Origin of the sequence: Nocardioides sp. QY071 (assembly GCF_029961765.1) — a bacterium.
Classification (GTDB): domain Bacteria; phylum Actinomycetota; class Actinomycetes; order Propionibacteriales; family Nocardioidaceae; genus Nocardioides.
Window position 1 is genome coordinate 429,162 of record NZ_CP124681.1, and the last position, 19,243, is coordinate 448,404.

General features: G+C 71.4%; 21 protein-coding genes and 1 riboswitch. Of the genes, 18 read left to right on the forward strand and 3 right to left on the reverse strand.

Translation table 11 applies throughout. The features are described from left to right. The first annotated feature begins 53 nt into the window (after positions 1-53). The 5 genes from QI633_RS02015 (at position 54) to QI633_RS02035 (ending at position 3,480) form a co-directional block, all read left to right on the forward strand. Positions 54-209 (forward strand): hypothetical protein, encoded by a 156-nt coding sequence (locus QI633_RS02015; RefSeq protein ID WP_174245243.1) that lies wholly within the window; start codon positions 54-56, stop codon positions 207-209. Positions 210-212: 3 nt separating this feature from the next. After that, positions 213-689, forward strand: coding sequence for a RidA family protein (locus QI633_RS02020; RefSeq protein ID WP_141800621.1), 477 nt, complete (start codon positions 213-215; stop codon positions 687-689). Beyond that, entirely contained in the window at positions 686-1,576 is an 891-nt protein-coding gene (locus QI633_RS02025; RefSeq protein ID WP_282427930.1) for an NUDIX domain-containing protein, read from the forward strand. The genes QI633_RS02020 and QI633_RS02025 overlap by 4 nt, the downstream gene beginning before the upstream one ends. Position 1,577: 1 nt before the next feature. Then, positions 1,578-2,396: an MBL fold metallo-hydrolase gene (locus QI633_RS02030; protein ID WP_282427931.1), complete on the forward strand. Its 819-nt coding sequence runs from the start codon at positions 1,578-1,580 to the stop codon at positions 2,394-2,396. Positions 2,397-2,571: 175 nt separating this feature from the next. Continuing rightward, positions 2,572-3,480, forward strand: a complete 909-nt coding sequence (locus QI633_RS02035) for a DUF559 domain-containing protein (protein WP_282427932.1) — start codon at positions 2,572-2,574, stop codon at positions 3,478-3,480. Between the two features lie 140 nt (positions 3,481-3,620). Here QI633_RS02035 and QI633_RS02040 read toward each other — a convergent pair whose 3' ends face one another. Then, complete coding sequence (locus tag QI633_RS02040; RefSeq protein ID WP_205126405.1) at positions 3,621-4,241, reverse strand: Crp/Fnr family transcriptional regulator; 621 nt, start codon at positions 4,239-4,241, stop codon at positions 3,621-3,623. Between the two features lie 171 nt (positions 4,242-4,412). Between QI633_RS02040 and nth the strand changes: the two genes are divergently transcribed. The 5 genes from nth to QI633_RS02065 are packed head-to-tail and all read left to right on the forward strand — an operon-like array spanning position 4,413 to position 8,488. Further along, on the forward strand, positions 4,413-5,129 hold the full coding sequence (gene nth, locus QI633_RS02045; RefSeq protein WP_141800617.1) for an endonuclease III: 717 nt from the start codon (positions 4,413-4,415) through the stop codon (positions 5,127-5,129). Next, on the forward strand, positions 5,129-5,749 hold the full coding sequence (locus QI633_RS02050; RefSeq protein WP_141800616.1) for a TlpA disulfide reductase family protein: 621 nt from the start codon (positions 5,129-5,131) through the stop codon (positions 5,747-5,749). The genes nth and QI633_RS02050 overlap by 1 nt, the downstream gene beginning before the upstream one ends. Further along, on the forward strand, positions 5,746-6,486 hold the full coding sequence (locus tag QI633_RS02055) for a CoA pyrophosphatase (protein ID WP_260806548.1): 741 nt from the start codon (positions 5,746-5,748) through the stop codon (positions 6,484-6,486). The genes QI633_RS02050 and QI633_RS02055 overlap by 4 nt, the downstream gene beginning before the upstream one ends. Before the next feature lie 19 nt (positions 6,487-6,505). After that, positions 6,506-7,690 carry a MarP family serine protease gene (locus tag QI633_RS02060; protein WP_141800615.1) on the forward strand — a complete coding sequence of 395 codons (1,185 nt, stop codon included), beginning with the start codon at positions 6,506-6,508 and terminating at the stop codon, positions 7,688-7,690. Positions 7,691-7,711: 21 nt separating this feature from the next. Next, a complete protein-coding gene (locus QI633_RS02065; RefSeq protein WP_282427933.1) occupies positions 7,712-8,488 on the forward strand; it encodes an enoyl-CoA hydratase-related protein in 777 nt (258 codons plus the stop codon). A 13-nt stretch (positions 8,489-8,501) separates the two neighbouring features. On the opposite strand, the gene QI633_RS02070 is transcribed toward QI633_RS02065, so the two are convergent. Continuing rightward, the gene (locus QI633_RS02070; protein WP_282427934.1) at positions 8,502-9,398 is read right to left on the reverse strand and encodes an oxygenase MpaB family protein; all 897 of its coding nucleotides are present in this window, start codon (positions 9,396-9,398) and stop codon (positions 8,502-8,504) included. Between the two features lie 119 nt (positions 9,399-9,517). On the opposite strand from QI633_RS02070, the gene QI633_RS02075 reads away from it, so the two are divergent. Further along, a complete protein-coding gene (locus tag QI633_RS02075) occupies positions 9,518-10,720 on the forward strand; it encodes an NADH:flavin oxidoreductase (protein ID WP_282427935.1) in 1,203 nt (400 codons plus the stop codon). A gap of 15 nt (positions 10,721-10,735) precedes the next feature. Here QI633_RS02075 and QI633_RS02080 read toward each other — a convergent pair whose 3' ends face one another. Next, positions 10,736-11,032 carry a hypothetical protein gene (locus tag QI633_RS02080; RefSeq protein WP_141800612.1) on the reverse strand — a complete coding sequence of 99 codons (297 nt, stop codon included), beginning with the start codon at positions 11,030-11,032 and terminating at the stop codon, positions 10,736-10,738. 131 nt (positions 11,033-11,163) lie between these two features. On the opposite strand from QI633_RS02080, the gene QI633_RS02085 reads away from it, so the two are divergent. From QI633_RS02085 to QI633_RS02115, 7 genes are all read left to right on the forward strand, one after another. Then, on the forward strand, positions 11,164-12,297 hold the full coding sequence (locus tag QI633_RS02085; protein WP_282427936.1) for a diacylglycerol kinase: 1,134 nt from the start codon (positions 11,164-11,166) through the stop codon (positions 12,295-12,297). After that, positions 12,294-13,118 carry an SDR family oxidoreductase gene (locus QI633_RS02090; RefSeq protein WP_282427937.1) on the forward strand — a complete coding sequence of 275 codons (825 nt, stop codon included), beginning with the start codon at positions 12,294-12,296 and terminating at the stop codon, positions 13,116-13,118. The genes QI633_RS02085 and QI633_RS02090 overlap by 4 nt, the downstream gene beginning before the upstream one ends. A 9-nt stretch (positions 13,119-13,127) precedes the next feature. Further along, entirely contained in the window at positions 13,128-14,195 is a 1,068-nt protein-coding gene (locus QI633_RS02095; RefSeq protein ID WP_141800609.1) for an MBL fold metallo-hydrolase, read from the forward strand. A gap of 7 nt (positions 14,196-14,202) precedes the next feature. Further along, a riboswitch (TPP riboswitch) is annotated at positions 14,203-14,311 on the forward strand. After that, on the forward strand, positions 14,303-15,370 hold the full coding sequence (locus tag QI633_RS02100; RefSeq protein ID WP_282427938.1) for a thiamine ABC transporter substrate-binding protein: 1,068 nt from the start codon (positions 14,303-14,305) through the stop codon (positions 15,368-15,370). (Overlaps the previous riboswitch by 9 nt.) A gap of 11 nt (positions 15,371-15,381) precedes the next feature. Continuing rightward, positions 15,382-17,013, forward strand: coding sequence for an ABC transporter permease subunit (locus QI633_RS02105; RefSeq protein ID WP_282427939.1), 1,632 nt, complete (start codon positions 15,382-15,384; stop codon positions 17,011-17,013). Between the two features lie 28 nt (positions 17,014-17,041). Further along, complete coding sequence (locus QI633_RS02110) at positions 17,042-18,037, forward strand: ABC transporter ATP-binding protein (protein WP_282427940.1); 996 nt, start codon at positions 17,042-17,044, stop codon at positions 18,035-18,037. Between the two features lie 10 nt (positions 18,038-18,047). Then, positions 18,048-19,124, forward strand: a complete 1,077-nt coding sequence (locus QI633_RS02115; protein WP_260806545.1) for a phosphatase PAP2 family protein — start codon at positions 18,048-18,050, stop codon at positions 19,122-19,124. Positions 19,125-19,243: the final 119 nt, after the last annotated feature.

Consider the following 19,243-nt stretch of genomic DNA (forward strand, 5'->3'; position numbering starts at 1 on the left):
GCACATCGTGTGACCGACGCCACACCACCTCGCCCCTGAGTAGGGTGCGAGGCATGACCAAGTGGGAGTACCAGGTGGCGCCCGTCCTCAACCACGTCGCGGCGCAGATCCTCAACAACTTCGGCCAGGACGGCTGGGAGCTCGTCACCCTCGTCCCGGGCCAGGGCGGCAACGACATCGCGTACTTCAAGCGCCCGGTCGAGGGCTGAGCGGTGACCGACGCGACCACCCCCGAGGAGCGCCTGGCCGAGCTCGGCCTGAGCGTCCCGGACGTCGTGCCGCCGGTGGCGGCGTACGTCCCCGCGACCCGCAGCGGCGACCACGTCTACACCGCCGGCCAGCTGCCGATGCGTGACGGCGCCCTGATGGCCACCGGCAAGGTGGGCGACACCGTGAGTGCCGAGGACGCCTACGCCTGCGCCCGCCAGTGTGCGCTCAACGCGATCGCCGCGATCCGCTCGGTCGCCGGCGACCTGGCCAACGTGCGGATCGTCAAGGTCGTCGTCTTCGTGGCGTCGACGCCGGACTTCACCGGCCAGCCCGGCGTCGCGAACGGTGCGTCCGAGCTGTTCGGCGACGTCTTCGGCGACGCGGGGATCCACGCCCGGTCCGCGGTCGGCGTACCCGTGCTGCCGCTGGACGCGCCGGTCGAGGTCGAGGTGGTCGCCGAGATCATGGCGGCCCTGTGACACTCGGGCCGAGGCATCCGCGGATCCCTCTGCCGCCGATCCCACTGCCGGCGCACGTCGCGGACCTCGCGGCGGAGTACGGCGACGGGCGGCGCCAGGCCGCCGAGCCGCGGGACGCCGCGACGGTGGTCCTACAGCGCTCGGACGCGCAGGGGCGCCCGGAGATCTACCTGCTGCGCCGGCACACCACGATGGACTTCGCCGGGGGCATGTGCGTGTTCCCCGGCGGCGGCGTCGACCCGCGCGACTACGACCACACGGTCGCCTGGGCCGGCCCGCAGCCGGACGAGTGGGCGGCCCGGCTCGGCACGACCGTGGACGTCGCACGTGCGCTGGTCTGCGCCGCGGTCCGCGAGACGTTCGAGGAGTCGGGTGTGCTGCTCGCCGGCACCGCCGCCGACTCAGTGATCGCCGACACCACCGGCGACGACTGGGAGGCCGACCGGGTCGCGCTGGAGTCGCGCGAGCTGTCTATGACCGACTTCCTCGACCGCCGCGGGCTGGTGCTGCGCACCGACCTGCTCGGCATCTGGAGCGGCTGGCTGACGCCGGTCTTCGAGCCGAAGCGCTACCGCACGTGGTTCTTCGTCGCCCACCTGCCCGCCGGCCAGGTCACCCGCGACGTCTCGTCCGAGTCCTCCGAGGTCGTCTGGCTCGCCGCCGACGACGCGGTCGCGCAGGCCGAGGCCGGCGAGATGGCGATGCTGCCGCCGACGTACCTCACCTGCATGGAGATCGGCGCCATGGGCAGTGTCGAGGCCGTGATCGCGGCCGGCGCGGACCGCAGCGTGGAGATGTTCATGCCCGAGGTGGTGCCGCTCGGCGACGGCTTCACGATGTCGGTCCCCGAGCTGCTGCGCCCGCTGCTGGCAGCGCGGAGATCCTGACGTGGAGCCCTGGACCGGAGGCGGGTACGGCGAGCGTGGCCGCTGCGTGCTCGCCCCCAACCCCGGCATCATGACGCTCGACGGCACCAACACGTGGGTGCTGCGCGAGCCCGGGTCCGGCCGCTCGATCGTGGTCGACCCGGGCCCGCTGCACGACGATCACCTCGACGCCGTGGCGGCCGTCGCCGGCGAGGTCGAGGCGGTCGTGGTCACCCACCACCACCTCGACCACACCGAGGCGGCGCGCTCCTTCGCCGAGCGGATGGGCTGCGGGGTGCGCGGGCTCGATCCCGCGCAGTGCTGGCGATCCGACCCGCTCACCGACGGCGAGGTGCTCTCGGTCGGCGGCCTCGATGTCGAGGTGCTGACGACGCCGGGCCACACCACCGACTCGATCTCCCTGCTCGTGGAGGCCGACGGCGCCCTGCTGACCGGAGACATGGTGCTCGGCCGCGGTACGACGGTGATCGTCCACCCTGACGGCGACCTCGGCTCGTACTTCGACTCGATCGCCCGGATGCGCTCCCTCGTCACCGACGGCCGGGTGCGGTCGCTCTGGCCGGCCCACGGGCCGGTGCTCCCCGACGCCGCCGGGGTCCTCGACCACTACGTCGTGCACCGCCGCGAGCGCCTCGCCCAGGTCGAGGTCGCGCTCCAGCGCCTCGGTCTCACAACGGGCGAGCTCCCGCCCGACGTCGCCGAGGACCCGGCCCTGCCGCAGCAGGTCGTGGAGGTCGTGTACGCCGACGTCGACGAGTCGCTCTGGGGTGCGGCGGAGTGGTCGGTGCGGGCCCAGCTTGCGTACTTGGCACACCGCTGACCAGGCCGACTGACGTCCCTCTAACCGTTCGATCGAACGGTTAGAGGGACGTCTGGAATTCGAACTCCCCCAGATCGTTCGATCGAACGGTTAGAGGGGGTGGCATTCCGCCTTCGCTCATCGGAGGCTGTGGAGGAGGCGAGCAGGATCGGGCGACACCGACAACTCTTCGGTCATGGACATCGATCTGAGCCGTCCGTTCCTCACGAGACAGTTCGAGCGCGCGGGGCACACGCGATGGGAGCTGCAGAACAAGGCGTACCACCAGTTGGTCAGGGGCGTGTGGGTGCTTGAGGAGCATGTCGACCTTGACTGCATGTATCGCGCAGCGTTGCTGCTTCATCCGCCGTGGGCGTTCGTGAGTCGGCTGAGCGCCGCGGCGCTGCTTGGACTTCCTGTTCCGGACCACCCGTTCGTCCACATCACCGTGCGGCAAGAGAAAGAACGTCGATTCAGGCCGCAGATCAAGATCCACGTGACGAGCCGACGTCGCCGCATCATCGTCGTGAGAGGTATGCGGGTGAGCGATCCCTTCGAGACGTTCATCGACTGCGCGGGAAGTCTGGGGTTCGTCGATCTGGTGATCTTGGGCGATGCGCTCTGCCGCAAGTTCAAGCTCACGGCATCCGACCTGCGCAAGGCGTGCGCGGAGACTGAGGCGTACTACGCGGGCCTCGCACGTGCGGCGGCGTCTTTCGTGCGCGACGGAGTCGATTCTCCGATGGAGACTCGGCTGCGACTGCTGATCGTCCTGGCTGGCCTCCCAGAACCAGAGGTTAACGTCGTGCGCCGTTGGGAGGATGGCTCCTGGCGCAGGCGCTACGACCTCTGCTACGAGCGGATCAAGCTGATCGTCGAGTACGACGGCCGGCAGCATGCGACGGACAGGTCACAGTGGAGGGCGGACATCGCCCGACGCGAGGAGTTCGACGACGAGGGCTATCGCGTCATCGTGGTGACGGCGGAGGGCATCTTCGAGAACCCGCTCAACACCCTTCGGCGTGTTCGACGCCAGCTGGTGCTTCGTGGCTGGGGCGCCGTTCCCATGATCAGCGACGATTGGCGTGCGCACTTCGCAGCCTGAGCGTGGCGTCGGGTGGACCTACCTCCAATCCGTTCGATCGAACGGATTGGGGGAGTTCTGGCGTGAAGATGTCCCTCTAAGCGTTCGATCGAACGCTTAGAGGGACTGGGAAGAGACCCGGGTCTGCCGTACGAAGTGGCTCAACGCGCTCGGCGCGACATCCGCTCCATGTCGAGGATGACCACCGAGCGGGGCTCCAGGCGCAGCCAGCCGCGCGACGCGAAGTCGGCGAGCGCCTTGTTGACCGTCTCGCGGGAGGCGCCGACCAGCTGGGCCAGCTCCTCCTGGGTGAGGTCGTGGTGGACGTGCACGCCGTCGTCGGCGGTGCGGCCGAAGCGGTCGGCGAGATCGAGCAGCGCCTTGGCGACGCGACCGGGGACGTCGGAGAACACCAGGTCGGCGACGACGTCGTTGGCCTTGCGCAGCCGGGCCGCCAGCTGGGCGAGCAGCCCGCGGGCGACGGTCGGGCGGCCCTCGAGCCAGCGCAGCAGGTCCTCGTGGGACAGCGACGCGAACTCGGCGTCGGTCACGCAGGTGACAGTCGCCGAGCGCGGGCCGGGGTCGAAGAGCGACAGCTCGCCGAACATCTGGCCGGGGCCCATGATCGCGAGCAGGTTCTCGCGCCCGTCGGAGGAGGTGCGGCCGAGCTTCACCTTGCCCTCGAGGACGACGTACAGCTTGTCGCCGCTGTCGCCCTCGTGGAACAGGACCTCGCCGCGGCGCAGCCGGGTCGTGGCCAGCGACGTGCGCAGCCCTGCCATCGCCTCGTCGTCGAGGGCACTGAACAGTGGCGCCTGACGGAGTACGTCGTTGTCCACGCTTCCTCCAAAGAACGTAAAACCCGGTCTGCGGCATCCTAGCCAGTGCGGCATGTCACACCTAACAGGACGCGCAGGATCAGACTGTCGTACCCACACCGTAGGGTGGCGTCCGTGCGGCCGATCGACACCACCGAGGAGACGTCGACCCAGCTCGTGAGGCGGGCGCGGAAGATCGACCGGGTGCTGGGGGAGACCTACCCCGACGCGAAGGCCGAGCTCGACTTCGACGACCCGTTCCAGTGCCTCGTGGTCACCGTGCTCTCCGCGCAGACCACCGACAAGCGGGTCAACGCGGTGCGCCCGACCCTGTTCGCGGCCTATCCCGACCCTGCGTCGATGGCCGCCGCCGACCGCGCCCACCTCGAGCAGATCGTCGGCCCGCTGGGCTTCTTCCGGGCCAAGACCGAGTCGCTGCTCAAGCTGAGCGCCGCCCTGGTGGAGAAGTACGACGGCCAGGTGCCCGCGCGGCTCGACGACCTCGTGACCCTGCCCGGAGTGGGCCGCAAGACCGCCAACGTGGTCCTCGGCAACGCCTTCGACGTCCCCGGCATCACCGTCGACACCCATTTCGGCCGGCTGGCCCGGCGGCTCGGGTGGACCGAGGAGACCGACCCGGTGAAGGTCGAGCACGCCGTCGGTGCGCTGTTCCCCAAGCGGGACTGGACGATGCTGTCGCACCACCTGATCTGGCACGGCCGGCGCCGCTGCCACGCCAAGAAGCCCGCGTGCGGTGCCTGCCCCGTCGCCCGGTGGTGCCCGTCGTACGGCACCGGTCCGACGGACCCGGTCGAGGCCGAGAAGCTGGTCCGCACGGAGGGCCCCAACTGATGCATCGCCTGCCCGCCGCGCTCGTCGCATTGGTGGCGGCCGCCGTGCTGCTGACCGGCTGCGACAGCGTTGCTCCCGCGGCGTTCGCGTGCAAGGTCGACGTCACGACGCCCGACCTGGTCAAGGACCGCGAGGCCGCCGGGATCGCCGACTGCACGGCACTGCCGACCGAGTCAGGTGCCGCCGACCTGCCCGACCTGGCGATCGACTGCCTCGGCAGCACCGCCCCGGTCTCGCTGGCCGACGTGAAGGGCCCGGCGATCATCAACTTCTGGTCGACGACCTGTGCGCCGTGCCGCGAGGAGATGCCGGTCCTGCAGCAGTTCCACGAGACCTACGGCAGCCGGGTGCCCCTGCTCGGCGTCAACTACCTCGACACCTACCCCGCCGCGGCCATCGACTTCGCCCGGATGAAGGGCGTCACCTACCCGTCGGCGGCCGATGCCTGCGGCGACCTCCAGAAGAGCGACCTGGTGATCAAGGGCCTGCCGCAGTTCCTGTTCGTGCGCGCCGACGGCTCGGTCGAGCAGGCCGCCGGCGGCCTCGACTCGCTCGACGAGGTGGTCGCGCTGGTGAAGCAGCACCTCGGCATCGACCTCACCGAGAAGGCGGCGCCGTGAGCGACCTGCCCACCGACGTCCCCGACGACCTGCCCGACTGGCTGCGGCCGGTCGCGGCAGGCGCGCGTGCCATCCAGGGCAGCGAGCTGACGGCGTTCTTGCCCCCGCAGGACAGGCCCGTACGCCGCGGTGCGGTCCTGATGCTGTTCGGCGACCACGACGTGCTGCTCACCGAGCGGGCCCATGACATGCGCTCCCACCCGGGCCAGGTCTCCTTCCCCGGCGGCAGCATCGACCCCGGAGAGACCGTCGTCGAGGCCGCGCTGCGCGAGGCCGACGAGGAGATCGGGGTCGACCCGGCCGGCGTCGAGGTCTTCGGGACACTGCCCGAGCTGTGGCTGCCGCCGTCCAACTTCGCGGTCACGCCGGTCCTCGGCTGGTGGCGCGACCCGGCTCCGATCCGGGTCGCCTCGCCGGAGGAGGTGCACGCGATCCACCGGGTCACGCTCGAGGAGCTGTTCGCCCCCGAGCACCGGATCCAGGTCCGTCATCCCGGCGGCTGGATGGGCCCCGGCTTCCTGATCGGCCCCGACAAGGACGTGATCCTGTGGGGCTTCACCGGCGGGATCCTGACCCGGTTCTTCGACTTCCTCGGGTGGCTCCCACCGGTGAGCGACCCGCCGGTGCATGATCTCCCGGACTACATGCTCGCCGAGCACGTCCGCCGGACGGCCGCCGCGGCAGCTGCCGACGAGGAGCCGGGGGACGGCATGGACATCCTGGAGCCCAACGAGTGAGCCGCCGAATGAGCCCCGCGTGAACGTCCTCGACTGGCTGCTCGTCGTCCTCGTCGCGGCGTACGCGCTGTCCGGCTACTGGCAGGGCTTCATCACCGGCGCGTTCGCGACGATCGGCCTGCTCTCGGGCGGCCTCGGCGGGATCCTGCTCGCCCCCGTGGTGCTCAGCAACTTCGAGCCGTCGCTCGCGGTCTCGCTGGGAGCGCTGTTCATCGTCATCCTGTGCGCGTCGCTGGGCCAGGCCGTGCTGCAGTACGCCGGCGCCCGGGTCCGCGAGCGGATCACCTGGCAGCCCGCCCGGGCGCTCGACGCCATCGGCGGTGCGCTGCTGAGCGGGCTCGCCGTGCTGCTCGTCGCGTGGGCCCTCGGCGTCGCGATCTCCGGCACCCGGATCGGCTCGGTCACCTCGATGGTGCGCAGCTCGGTGGTGCTCTCGAAGGTCAACACGGTGCTGCCGGACTCGGCCCCCAACGCGCTGCAGGCCTTCAACAACGTCGTCGGCACCGGCTTCTTCCCGCGCTACCTCGAGCCGTTCGCGCCCGAGCGCATCGTCGAGGTCGCGCCCGGCCCGGCCGACCTGCCCGGCACGGAGCCGGTCAAGGAGACGCGGTCGAGCGTGGTCAAGATCCGCGGCGCCAACGACTGCGGTCGCGGCGTCGAGGGCACCGGCTTCGTCTTCGCGCCCGACCGTGTGATGACCAACGCCCACGTCGTAGCGGGCGTCGACGACCCCGAGGTCAGCATCGGCGGCGGCACCGAGCTCGCCCGGGTCGTGCTCTACGACCGTGAGCTCGACATCGCCGTCCTCGCCCTCGAGACCGACGACGCCCCGGTGCTCGACTTCGACACCACCATCGGCGCGGAGGACGCGGTCGCGATCGTCGGCTACCCGCAGGACGGGCCGTTCGACGTGCAGACCGGGCGGGTCCGCGCGATGCAGAACCTCCGCTCGCCCGACATCTACGGCAACGGCACGGTGGTCCGCGAGGTCTACTCCCTGCGTGGCCTGGTCCGCCCCGGCAACTCCGGCGGCCCGATCGTCACGCCGCAGGGCCGGGTCGCCGGCGTCGTGTTCGCCGCCTCGGTCACCGACCCGGAGACCGGCTACGCCCTCACCGCCCAGCAGGTGCAGGCCAGCGCCCGGGCCGGCACCGCCCCCGGCACCGACGATGCCGAGGTCGACACCGGCGACTGTGCCTCCTAGAGGCTCCGCCATAGTGGACGCATGACCGAGACCTTCGTGCGCTACGAGTACGCCGCCGGCGTCGCCCGGATCACCCTCGCAGACGGCGAGCGCGGCAACCCGATCCACCACGCCTCGGTCGCCCAGCTGCACGACGCCGTCCGCTCCGCTCACCGCGACGGCGCGCGCGTCGTCGTACTCGCCGCCGAGGGCCGGTTCTTCTCGGTCGGCGGCGACCTCGGCGCCTTCGCCGGAGCCGACGACGTGGCCGCCTTCATCGACGACCTGGCCGAGGCGCTGCACCGCGTGGTCAGCGAGCTGGTCCGCTCCGAGGCGATCGTCGTCAGCGCCGTCCAGGGCACTGCCGCCGGCGCCGGCTTCCCGCTCGCCGCCGCGGCCGACGTGGTGATCGCCGCCGAGAGCGCGAAGTTCAGCCTCGCCTACACCAAGGTCGGCCTCTCGCCCGACGGCGGCAGCTCGCTGCTCGTCAACACCCTCGGCCTGCACCGGACCCTGCGCCTGGCCCTGCTCGGTGACCTGCTCACCGCCCAGGACGCGTACGCCGCCGGCCTGGTCGCGCGGGTCGTGCCCGCCGACGAGCTGGCCACCACCGTCGACAAGGTGGTCGACGGCCTCGCCGCCGGCTCCGCCACCGCGAACGCCGCCGCCAAGCGGCTGCTGCGCGAGGTCGCCGCGCCGACGCCGGAGACCGCGCTGCGCCAGGAGTCCTTGTCGATCCGCACCCTCTCGGTGAGCCCCGACGGGCGCGAGGGTGTCGCCGCGTTCGTGGAGAAGCGGGCGCCCCGGTTCAACGGCTAGTGGGTCGCCGAGCTCAGTCGGCGGCCGCGGTGGCGTCGTGCCGCACCGGGCAGCCGCCGGCGCCGGGCACCGGGAAGGTGCCGAGGTCGGCGAGCGCGAACCCGCCGGGGTAGCTCTTGATCCGCGGCAGGTCGGCGGTGTACGTCGGCACCCGGTTCGACGGCGTGAAGCGCAGCAGCCGGGCCCGCACCTTCATCGCGCCGACGCTGAGCCGGCGCACGAGCGGACCGGGGTCGGTGTAGGCGAACGCGTCGAGCAGCGGCTGGTCCATCAGGCCGCGGCTGAACAGCTCGACCGGCCTGCGCAGCGGGCGCGGGTAGAAGGTCGTCAGCAGGCGCAGCGTGGAGTCGGCGACCCGGCGTCCGCCCGCGTCGAAGTCGAAGTGGGCGCGCTCGTAGTCGTCCATCAGGTGCATGAACGCGTCGTACGTCTCGGGGATGTCCTTGATCCCCATGTGCCTGCCGAGCGCGCGGTAGTAGTTCACGCTCGCGTGCAGCTCGGTGGCGGTCAGCGCGCGCCAGCCGTAGTCATCGAGCCAGCGCTTGGGGACCACGACGAAGGTCGACAGGACGTAGAGGAAGTCGTCGTTGGAGATGTCGTACATGCGGTGCATCTGGTTGATCCGCCGCAGCGCGGTCCTGCCGGCCTCCGAGTCGAAGCCGTGCACGAACGGTGCCTCGAGGAGCAGCGCCGTGTCGTCGTACCGCTTCTGGACGGCGCCGGTGAACGCGCCGGTCTCGTCGAGGAGGCGGCCGATGCTCGGGACGGCGTAGGTCCGGAACAGTGCGAAGCTCAGCGCCTGGGTGAGGTCCCAGGTGAACTCGTAGAGCGCCAGGTTCTGGTAGATCTCGACGTAGTCGGTCTCCGGGTCGAGCGATTCGTTGCGGTCCCGCCACAGCGTCTTGGCCATGCTCCGGAGCCTAGGACGGTCCCCGGGATCCGCAATAGATGACGAGTTCTCACTTTCCTTTCGCTTTTCGGACCGCGACCTTCTAGAACGTGTTCCAGTTCGCGGCTAGAGTGCGCCCGGTGAGCATCCCCGACGTCTTCGCCCCGGTGGACCTGGGTCCGGTCCGGCTGCGCAACCGCACGGTCAAGGCTGCGACCTTCGAGGGGCGTACGCCGGACGGCGTGGTCACCGACGAGCTCATCGCCTATCACCGGGCTCCCGCTGCCGGCGGCGTCGGCCTCACGACGGTCGCCTACCTGGCCGTCGCGCCGGACGGACGCACCCATAGCGAGCAGATCGTCGTGGGGGAGCGCACCCTGCCCGGCCTGGCCAGGCTCGCCGACGAGATCCACGCGACGGGCGCCGCGATCGCCGGCCAGGTCGGGCACGCCGGCCCGGTCGCCAACGGCCGCTCCAACAGCGTGCACGCCATCGCGGCCAGCCCGATGCCGAGCCCGCTGTCGATGCAGATGATCCGCTCCGCGTCAGAGAAGGACCTGACCCGCGTCACCCGGGCGTACGTCGACACCGCCCGGACCCTGGTGCGCGCGGGCTTCGACGTGCTCGAGCTGCACATGGCGCACTCGTACCTGATCTCGTCCTTCCTCGCCCCCGGCCTCAACCGCCGCCGCGACCGATGGGGCGGCCCGCTCGAGCGCCGGGCCCGTCTCGCGCGACAGGTGGCGCGCGTCGTACGCGAGGAGGTCGGGGACGCCGTCGCGGTGACCGCCAAGGTCTCCGTCTCCGACGGCTTCGCCGGCGGGGTCACCACCGCGATGAGCGTCGAGCTCGCGCAGCTGCTCGAGGCGGACGGTCACCTCGACGCCCTGCAGCTCTCGGGCGGCTCGTCGCTGATGAACCCGATGTACCTGTTCCGCGGCGACGCCCCGGTCGCCGAGTTCGCCGCGACCATGCCACCGCTCGTGCGGTGGGGGATGAGGACGCCGGCAGGGCGCGGGTTCATGAAGCGCTACGCCTTCGAGGAGGCGTACTTCCGCCCGAAGGCGCTGGAGCTCCGCTCCGCCGTCGCGATGCCGCTCATGCTGCTCGGCGGCATCAACCGGCTCGAGACCATGCGGCAGGCGATGGCCGACGGCTTCGACTTCGTCGTGATGGGCCGGGCGCTGCTGCGCGAGCCGGACCTGGTGGACAGGCTGCGGTCGGGTACGGCGGCCGGGGGCATCTGCATCCACTGCAACCGCTGCATGCCGACGATCTACTCGGGGACCCGCTGCCCCGAGTGGGCGCCGGGAGAGGTGATCCCGGCGCCCGATCGAGGCTAAGGGGTCAGCCCCGCGTCACTTGGCGATGCAGTCGGCGCTGGCCTTGCCGATCACCTCGGAGGCGTCGGAGACCTCGTCGCTGGAGCCCTTGTCGTTGTCGACCATCTTGTTGAGGGTCTCGTCGGAGAGGTCGGAGTCGACGACGGCCTTGGCGATGCAGTCGATGACGTCGTCGGTCAGCGCCGAGGAACCACCGGGGATCTGGTCCTTGATCGCGTCGGCGACCTCGTCCTGCGAGGGCCGGCCGCCGCCACCGCACGCCGAGAGCGTGACGGCGAGAAGGACGGCCGAGCTGACGAGCTTGATCTTCATGGATGGGTCTCCTGGGTCGGTCGGTGTGGGCGCGCGGACGTGCGCGCCCTCCGGTCGACGGGCTGCATGCCCGGTTCGCGGGCGCGGGACACCTCTTCCCAGAAACTAGAACTCGTTCTACATTGGCCCGCATGTCACAGGTCATCCCCGAGAAGCCGCTACGGGTCGTCGTCTGGTCCACGGGCACCATCGGGCGGCACGCGATCGTCGGCGTCGACGCCCATCCCGACCTCGAGCTGGTCGGCGTGTGGACCTCGACGCCCGAGAAGCACGGCCAGGACGCCGGCCTGCTCGCCGGTCTCGACCGCGAGCTCGGCGTCAGGGCCACGACCGACCGCGACGAGCTGGTCGCGCTGCGGCCGGACTGCGTCGTGCACGGCGCGATGACCGACGACCGGGTGTTCGAGTCGATCGCCGACCTCACCGAGCTGGTCCGCGACGGCGTCAACGTCGTCTCCTCGGGGCCGGTCATCCTGCTCCACCGTGAGGGCACGCTGCCCGACGAGATGATCGAGGCCATCGACGAGGCGGGTCGGCAGGGCAACGCCAGCCTGCACGTCAACGGCATCGACCCCGGCTTCGCCAACGACGTGCTGCCGCTGGTGCTGACCTCGCTCTCCCAGCGCATCGACCACGTCGTGGTCAGCGAGATCGCGGACTACTCGACGTACTACCAGCCGGTGGTCATGCGCGACCTGTTCGGCTTCGGACAGCCGATCGACGGTGGGGACGCCAAGCCGCTGCTGTGGGAGCCGGGCATCCTCACCACGGCCTGGGGGCCGGTGGTGCGGTTGATCGCGGCCGGGCTCGGCGTGACGCTCGACGAGCCGCTGGTCGAGGAGGTCGACCGGCGGCCCGCGCCGCGGGACACGAGGACCGTGTCACTGGACGTGGCGGAAGGCACCATGGGGGCCGTCCGCTTCCGCGTCATCGGCACGGTCGACGGGGTCCCGCGGGTCACCCTCGAGCACGTCACGCGTACGGCGCCCGACCAGGTCCCCGAGTGGCCCACTCCCGCCGAGGGCGACGGCTGCTACCGGATCGAGATCACCGGCGAGCCCTGCATGAAGCTCGAGTTCACCCACCACGGCGAGCACGGCGACCACAACGTGTCCGGGATGATCGTCACCGCGCAGCGGCTGATCAATGCGATCCCCGCCGTCGTCGCGGCCAGGCCGGGGCTGGTGACCGCCCTCGACCTGCCGCTGGTCACCGGCCGCGGCCTCGTCACCGGTACCGTCGCGGGCACCAAGGAGAAGCGATGAGCATCCTGGACCGGTTCCGGCTCACCGACCACGTCGCCGTCGTCACCGGCGCCGGCCGCGGCATCGGTGCCGCCACCGCCGTCGCGCTCGCCGAGGCCGGCGCGGACGTCGTCATCTCCTCGCGCACCGAGGCCCAGTTGGTGGAGGTCGCGCAGCGGATCGAGGAGGCCGGGCGCCGGGCGCTCGTCGTACCTGCCAACCTGGCGCACACCGACGAGGTCGCCGCCCTCGCCGGTGCGGCCTTCGACGAGTTCGGGCGCCTCGACGTCGTCGTCAACAACGTCGGCGGCACCATCCCGAACGCCTTCCTCGACACCGACGTGGCCTACCTCGAGGAGGCCTTCCACTTCAACGTCGCCACCGCGCACGCGCTCAGCCGGGCCGCCGTACCGCTGATGCTGAGGTCCGCGGGCGAGGGCCGGCAGAAGTCGATCACCTCCATCTCCTCGGCGATGGGCCGGCTGGCCGGGCGCGGGTACCTCGCCTACGGCACCGCCAAGGCCGCGCTCGCGCACTGGTCGCGGCTCGCGGCGACCGACCTCAACCCGGAGATCCGCGTCAACGGCGTCTTCGTGGGCTCGGTGATGACCAGCGCGCTGGAGTTCGTGGCCGGCGTGCCGGAGATGAGGACCCAGCTGGAGGAGGCCACGCCGCTCGGCCGGATCGGCGAGGCCGAGGACATCGCCGCCGCGGTCGTCTACCTCGCCTCGCCGGCCGGGAAGTACGTCACCGGCAAGCTGCTCGAGGTCGACGGCGGCATCCAGGAGCCGAACCTCGACCTCCACCTACCCGATCTGCGACCGGATGTGAACGACGCCTAGAGTGCGTTCATGAGCACTGGAGGGGTCGCCACCGGACACGCCATCTCGCCCGACTCGGGCCGGCACTGGGCCGACGAAGGCGCCTGGGAGGTCGCAGAGGGCGTCCACCGGATCCCGCTGCCGCTGCCGATGGACGCGCTCAAGGCGATCAACGTGTACGTCGTCCAGGGCGACGACGGGCTCACCCTGATCGACGGCGGCTGGTCGATCCCGGTCGCCCGGGAGCTGCTCGACACGTCCCTGCGCTCGATCGGCTCGGGCTTCGGCGACATCAAGCGGTTCCTGGTGACCCACGTGCACCGCGACCACTTCACGCTCGCCACCGTCCTCGGCCACGAGTACGGCGCCGACGTGGCCCTCGGTCGCGAGGAGCAGCCCGCGCTCGAGCTGCTGCACCGCGCCAGCCGCGAGGGCCTCGACGAGAGCCCGTTCCTCGCCGTGCTGCGTACCGCCGGCGCCGAGGAGATCGCGGAGCTGTGGGCCGCGGGTCCGCGCGACCTTCCGCAGGCCGTCGACTGGGCGTTCCCGAGCACCTGGCTCGAGGGCGACCAGGCCGTCGATATCGGCCGGCGCCGGCTCGACGCCGTGCACACCCCCGGCCACACCCCCGGCCACTACGTCTTCGCCGACCAGGCGGAGGGCGTCCTCTTCTCCGGCGACCACGTGCTCCCGACCATCACGCCCTCCATCGGCTTCACCGTCCCGCCCGCCGACCAGCCCCTCGGCCAGTTCATGGCCTCCCTCGCCCGGGTCCGCGAGCTCCCCGACCTGCGCATCCTCCCCGCCCACGGCCCGGTCGCGCCGTCGTCGTACCAGCGCGTCGACGAGCTGCTCGCCCACCACGAGGACCGGCTCTCGCTGTGCCTCGACTCCCTCCGCGCGCGGGGCGCGGCCACCTCGCTCGTCGTCGCCAAGGACCTCGGCTGGACCCGGCACGAGCGGGCGTTCGGGGAGCTCGACGTGTTCAGCCAGGGCATGGCCGCGATGGAGACCAAGGCGCACCTCGACCTGCTCGTCGCCCGGGGTCAGGCCACTGCGGTCGACCTGCCGGACGGCGTGGTCTACACCGCGTCCTAGAATCGGAGGCGTCAGACAGGGGAGCACCATCCGGGTGCTGAGAGTGCGGCGCGGGCCGCAGACCCTCCGAACCTGATCCGGTTAGCACCGGCGAAGGGAGTCATCCGATGCGTACGCGCACGCTCACCGGCCGCCTCACCCTGGTGGGCCTCTCGACCACCGTCCTGCTCGCCAGCGGCTGCTCGCTCCTCAGCAGCGAGAGCGACGGCGACAAGGCGGACGACAAGACGGTCACGCTGGTGACCCACGAGTCGTTCGCCGTCCCCGAGGAGCTGGTGAAGGCCTTCGAGAAGGACACCGGCTACCGGCTCACCATCAGCAAGCTCGAGGACGCCGGCGCGCTGACCAACGAGCTGGTCCTGACCAAGGACAAGCCGGTCGGCGACGTCGTCTTCGGCGTCGACAACACCTTCGCGACGCGAGCTGTCGACGAGGGCGTGTTCGCGCCGTACGCGCCGACGCTGCCGCAGGGCGCCGACGCCTACGAGCTCGACGGCGACGACCAGGACGCGCTCACGCCGGTCGACACCGGCAACGTCTGCGTCAACGTCGACGACGCCTGGTTCCAGGCCAAGGGGATCCCGGCCCCGACGAGCCTCGACGACCTCACGAAGCCCGCCTACAAGGACGTCTTCGTGATCCCCGGCGCCAGCACCAGCTCCCCCGGCCTGGCCTTCCTGCTCGCGACGATCGCGAAGTACGGCGACGACTGGTCGTCGTACTGGACCGGGCTCGTCGACAACGGCGCGAAGGTCGTCAAGGGCTGGTCCGACGCGTACTTCACCGACTTCACCTTCTCCGGCGGCGACCGGCCGATCGTGGTGTCCTACGACTCCTCGCCGGCGTTCACTCTCGACAAGGCGGGCGACAAGACCACGACCAGCGCGCTGCTCGACGGCTGCTTCGAGCAGGTCGAGTACGCCGGTGTGCTGAGTGGCGACACGACCAACACCGCGGGCGCGCACGCCGTGATCGACTGGCTGCTCTCGCCCGAGGTGCAGGCGGCGCTGCCCGAGTCGATGTACGTGTTCCCGGTCGACTCGTCCGTCGAGCTGCCCGCGGACTGGGCGAGGTTCGCCGAGCGGCCCGAGAAGACCGAGCAGGTCGCGCCGGCCGAGATCACCGAGAAGCGCAAGGCCTGGCTGGAGCAGTGGACGGAGATCGTGTCGCGCTAGGCAGTTCGAGAATGGCCCGACGACTGGCACTGGGACTGCTCGCCGCGGTCCCGGTCGCCGTCGTCGCCGTCTTCTTCGTGCTGCCGGTCGGCGCGATGCTCCACCGCGGCGTGTGGCCGGACGGCTCGTTCGACCCGGGTGCCGTGCTCGACGTGCTGCGGCGCCCGCGCACCGGCCGCGTGCTCTGGTTCACGGTGTGGACCAGCAGTGTCGCGACCACGCTCGCGGTGCTGCTCGGCCTGCCGGCCGCCTATGTCCTGCACCGGCTGCGCTTCCCCGGCCGCGCCCTGATCCGTACGGCGCTGCTCGTGCCGTTCGTGCTGCCCACGGTCGTCGTCGGGCTGGCCGTGCGCGAGCTGATCTCGTCGTCCGGCCTGCTCGGGTTCCTCGACCTCGACGGCACGGCGGCCGCGATCCTGATCGGTCTGGTCTTCTTCAACGTGGCGGTCGTGATCCGCACCGTCGGCGTCGCCTGGGAGGGCCTCGACCGCCGCCCAGCCGAGGCCGCGGCCGCGCTCGGCGCCACGCCGCTGCAGGTGTTCCGGACCGTCACCCTGCCCGCACTGCGCCCGGCGATCGTGTCGGCGGCGAGCGTGGTCTTCCTGTTCTGCGCGACCGCGTTCGGTGTGGTGCTGGTCCTCGGCGGCGTCCGGTACTCCTCGGTCGAGACCGAGATCTACCTGCTCACCGCCGACCTGCTGGACCTGCCGGCCGCGGCGGCGCTCTCGCTGGTGCAGATGCTGGCGGTCGTGGCCCTGCTCGTCGTGGTGGGCCGGTTGCGCGCCGTACCCGACCCGACCGTGCGACGCATCGCTGCCGCCCCCGCCCGCCCCCGCCCGCGCGACCTGCCGGCCCTCGCGGTCACCGCGCTCACCCTCGCCCTCGTCGCCCTGCCGGTCCTGGCGCTCCTCGTCGGTTCGGTGCGACGCGACGGCGGCTGGAGCCTCGACTTCTACCGCGCGCTGGGCGGATCGGCCGACGGCCTGCTCCAGGTCTCGGTCATCCACGCGCTCGCCGCGAGCCTGCGGATCGCGGTCGACGCGACCTGGATGTCGCTGTCCCTCGGGCTCGTCGTGGCATTCGTGGTGACCCGGAAGGTCCGCAGCAGAGCGGGAAAGCGGGCGCGGGCCGTGCTCGACGGCTTCTTCATGCTGCCGCTCGGCGTCTCCGCGGTCACCCTCGGCTTCGGGTTCCTGATCGCCCTCGACCAGCCGCCGCTCGACCTGCGGGCGAGTCCGCTGCTGGTGCCGATCGCCCAAGCGCTTGTTGCCCTCCCTCTCGTCGTCCGCACGCTCGTGCCGGTTCTCGCCGGCATCGACGACCGCCAGCGCCAGGCCGCCGCCTCGCTCGGAGCCGGTCCGCTGCGGACCCTCCTGACCGTCGATCTCGCCGTCGTGTGGCGGCCGCTCCTCGCCGCGGCCGGCTTCGCGTTCGCGGTGTCGCTGGGAGAGTTCGGCGCCACGTCGTTCATCGTGCGGCCGGCCGAGCCGACACTCCCGGTGGTGATCTACCGCTTGCTCGGGCATCCGGGTGCCCTCAACTATGGCACCGCCATGGCCGCGTCAGTGGTGCTGGCCGCCGTGACCGCGGGTGTCATCCTCGTCGTCGAGCGGCTGCGTGTGCCGGGAGTGGGATCGTGGTGAGTTCGTGGTGAGCCTGGAGCTTCGGGGAGTGAGCGTCGCCTTCGACGGGACGGTGGCGGTCGACGGCGTCGACCTCAGCGTCGAGGACGGCCACGTGCTCGGCGTGCTGGGGCCCTCGGGCTGCGGGAAGTCCACGCTGCTGCGCGCCGTCGCCGGCCTCGAGCCGCTGACCTCCGGGCGGATCGCGTGGGACGGCGCCGACCTCGCCGGCGTACCGACGCACCGGCGCGGGTTCGCGCTGATGTTCCAGGACGGCCAGCTCTTCGACCACCTGACCGTCGCCCGCAACGTGGGCTACGCCCGCCGCCTGCAGGGCGCCTCCCGCGCCGCCGTCCGCGCCGAGGTCGACGACCTGCTCGAGCTGGTCGGCCTGGGCGGGTACGCCGACCGCCTGCCCCGCACGCTGTCCGGCGGCGAGCGACAGCGCGTCGCCCTGGCCCGCTCCCTGGCCGCGCGACCCCGGCTGCTGCTGCTCGACGAGCCGTTGAGTGCCCTCGACGCCGGGCTGCGCGGACGGCTCGCCGCCGACCTCCGACAGATCCTCGCCGACGCCGGTACGACGGCCCTGCTGGTGACCCACGACCAGGACGAGGCCTTCGCGATCGCCGACCGGCTCGCCGTGATGCGGGACGGACGCATCGTCCAGGAGGGTGCCACCGGCGACGTCTGGGCGCACCCCGCCGACGCCGGCACCGCCCTGTTCCTCGGCTACGCCCGTGTCCTCGCCCCCGACCTCGCCGCCGCCCTCCTCGGCCGCCCCTCGGGCGAGATCGCGCTCCGGCCGTCCGCCCTGCTGGCCGGTCCCGACCTCGCCGGTGGCCTTCCCGCCTCGGTCGTCGACTTCCGCCCGACCCCCGACGCCGGCCGGCTGGTGGTGGCCGTCGACGGAGTCGGCGAGCTGGACGCCGTCGGGGTGCCGGGCTGGGTGGCGGAGCCGGGCCAGCGGGTCGTCGTACGTGTCGGAGAGCACGGAATCGCCGCTCTGCCCGACACTGCGGCCGAACCCGCTGGGACTGCACCGTAGGATCCCTCGGGTGTATCGCCGCGCCTACACCCTTCTCATCGGCACGGCCGCGCTCATGCTGGGTCTCGCCGTCCTCACCGCGTGGAAGCTCGATCGCCGGCTCCTCGACCCCGAGGGGAGCTTCCTCGGACCGTCGTACATCCGGCTGCCGCTCCTCCTGCTCGGTGCGCTCCTGCTCGACCTGCTGCCGCTGGCGCTGTGGAAGGCCCACGGCCGGCCCAGCCGTGTGGTGCCGGTCGTCCGGGAGCGGCTGCGCACGCACTGGACCAAGGAGCGCGCGATCCTGGTCGCGATCGGCGTCATCAGCTTCTACCTGACCTACGTCAGCTACCGGAACCTCAAGTCGTTCCTGCCGTTCGTGCGCTCCGACCCGAACGCCGCGCCGGGCGAGGTCCGCGCGCTGTCCTTCGACCGCGAGCTGCACATCCTCGACCGGGTCATCTTCTTCGGCCACGACCCGAGCGACGTGCTGCACGCCGTCTTCGGCACGTCCCTCACCGCGCACGTGCTCTCGCCGATCTACCTCGGCTTCCTGCCGCTGGTGCCGCTGGCCGTCACCGCCTGGCTGGTCTGGTCGCGCAACCACTCCTTCGGCTACTGGTTCGTGACCTCGCAGTGCCTCGCCTGGTCGCTCGGGACGCTGTCGTACTACCTGCTGCCCACGCTCGGCCCCGGCATCGCCTACTGGCCCGAGTACACCGCGCTGTCCCACACCGGCACCACCGACCTGATGAACTCGATCGTCAGGGCCCGCGGCAACGTGCTGTACGGCGGCGCCACCGAGTCCGTGAACTCCATCGCCGGCTTCGCCAGCCTGCACTGCGCGATCACCCTGCTCTTCGCCCTGATGGTGCAGTACACGCTGCGCTCGAAGATCCTCAAGATCGTGTTCTGGGTGAACTTCGGCCTCACCGTGATCGCCACGCTCTACTTCGGCTGGCACTACGTGGCCGACGACCTCGCTGGCATCGCGATCGCGATCGTCTCGTTCTACGTCGGTGGCATCGCGAGCGGCCAGAAGTTCGACAGACGCGGGCACTCGCATCCGACGACCACCACCTCGAAGGTCCCGGTCAACGTCGACTGATCCGGATGTGGTCGCCGCGGGAGTTTCACCGGTCGACCGGTGAAACTCCCGCTTGGACGAGGAAGCATCCTCGTCCAAGCGCGAGTTTTGTCGTCCCAGTCCGCCAGTTTCACCGGCCG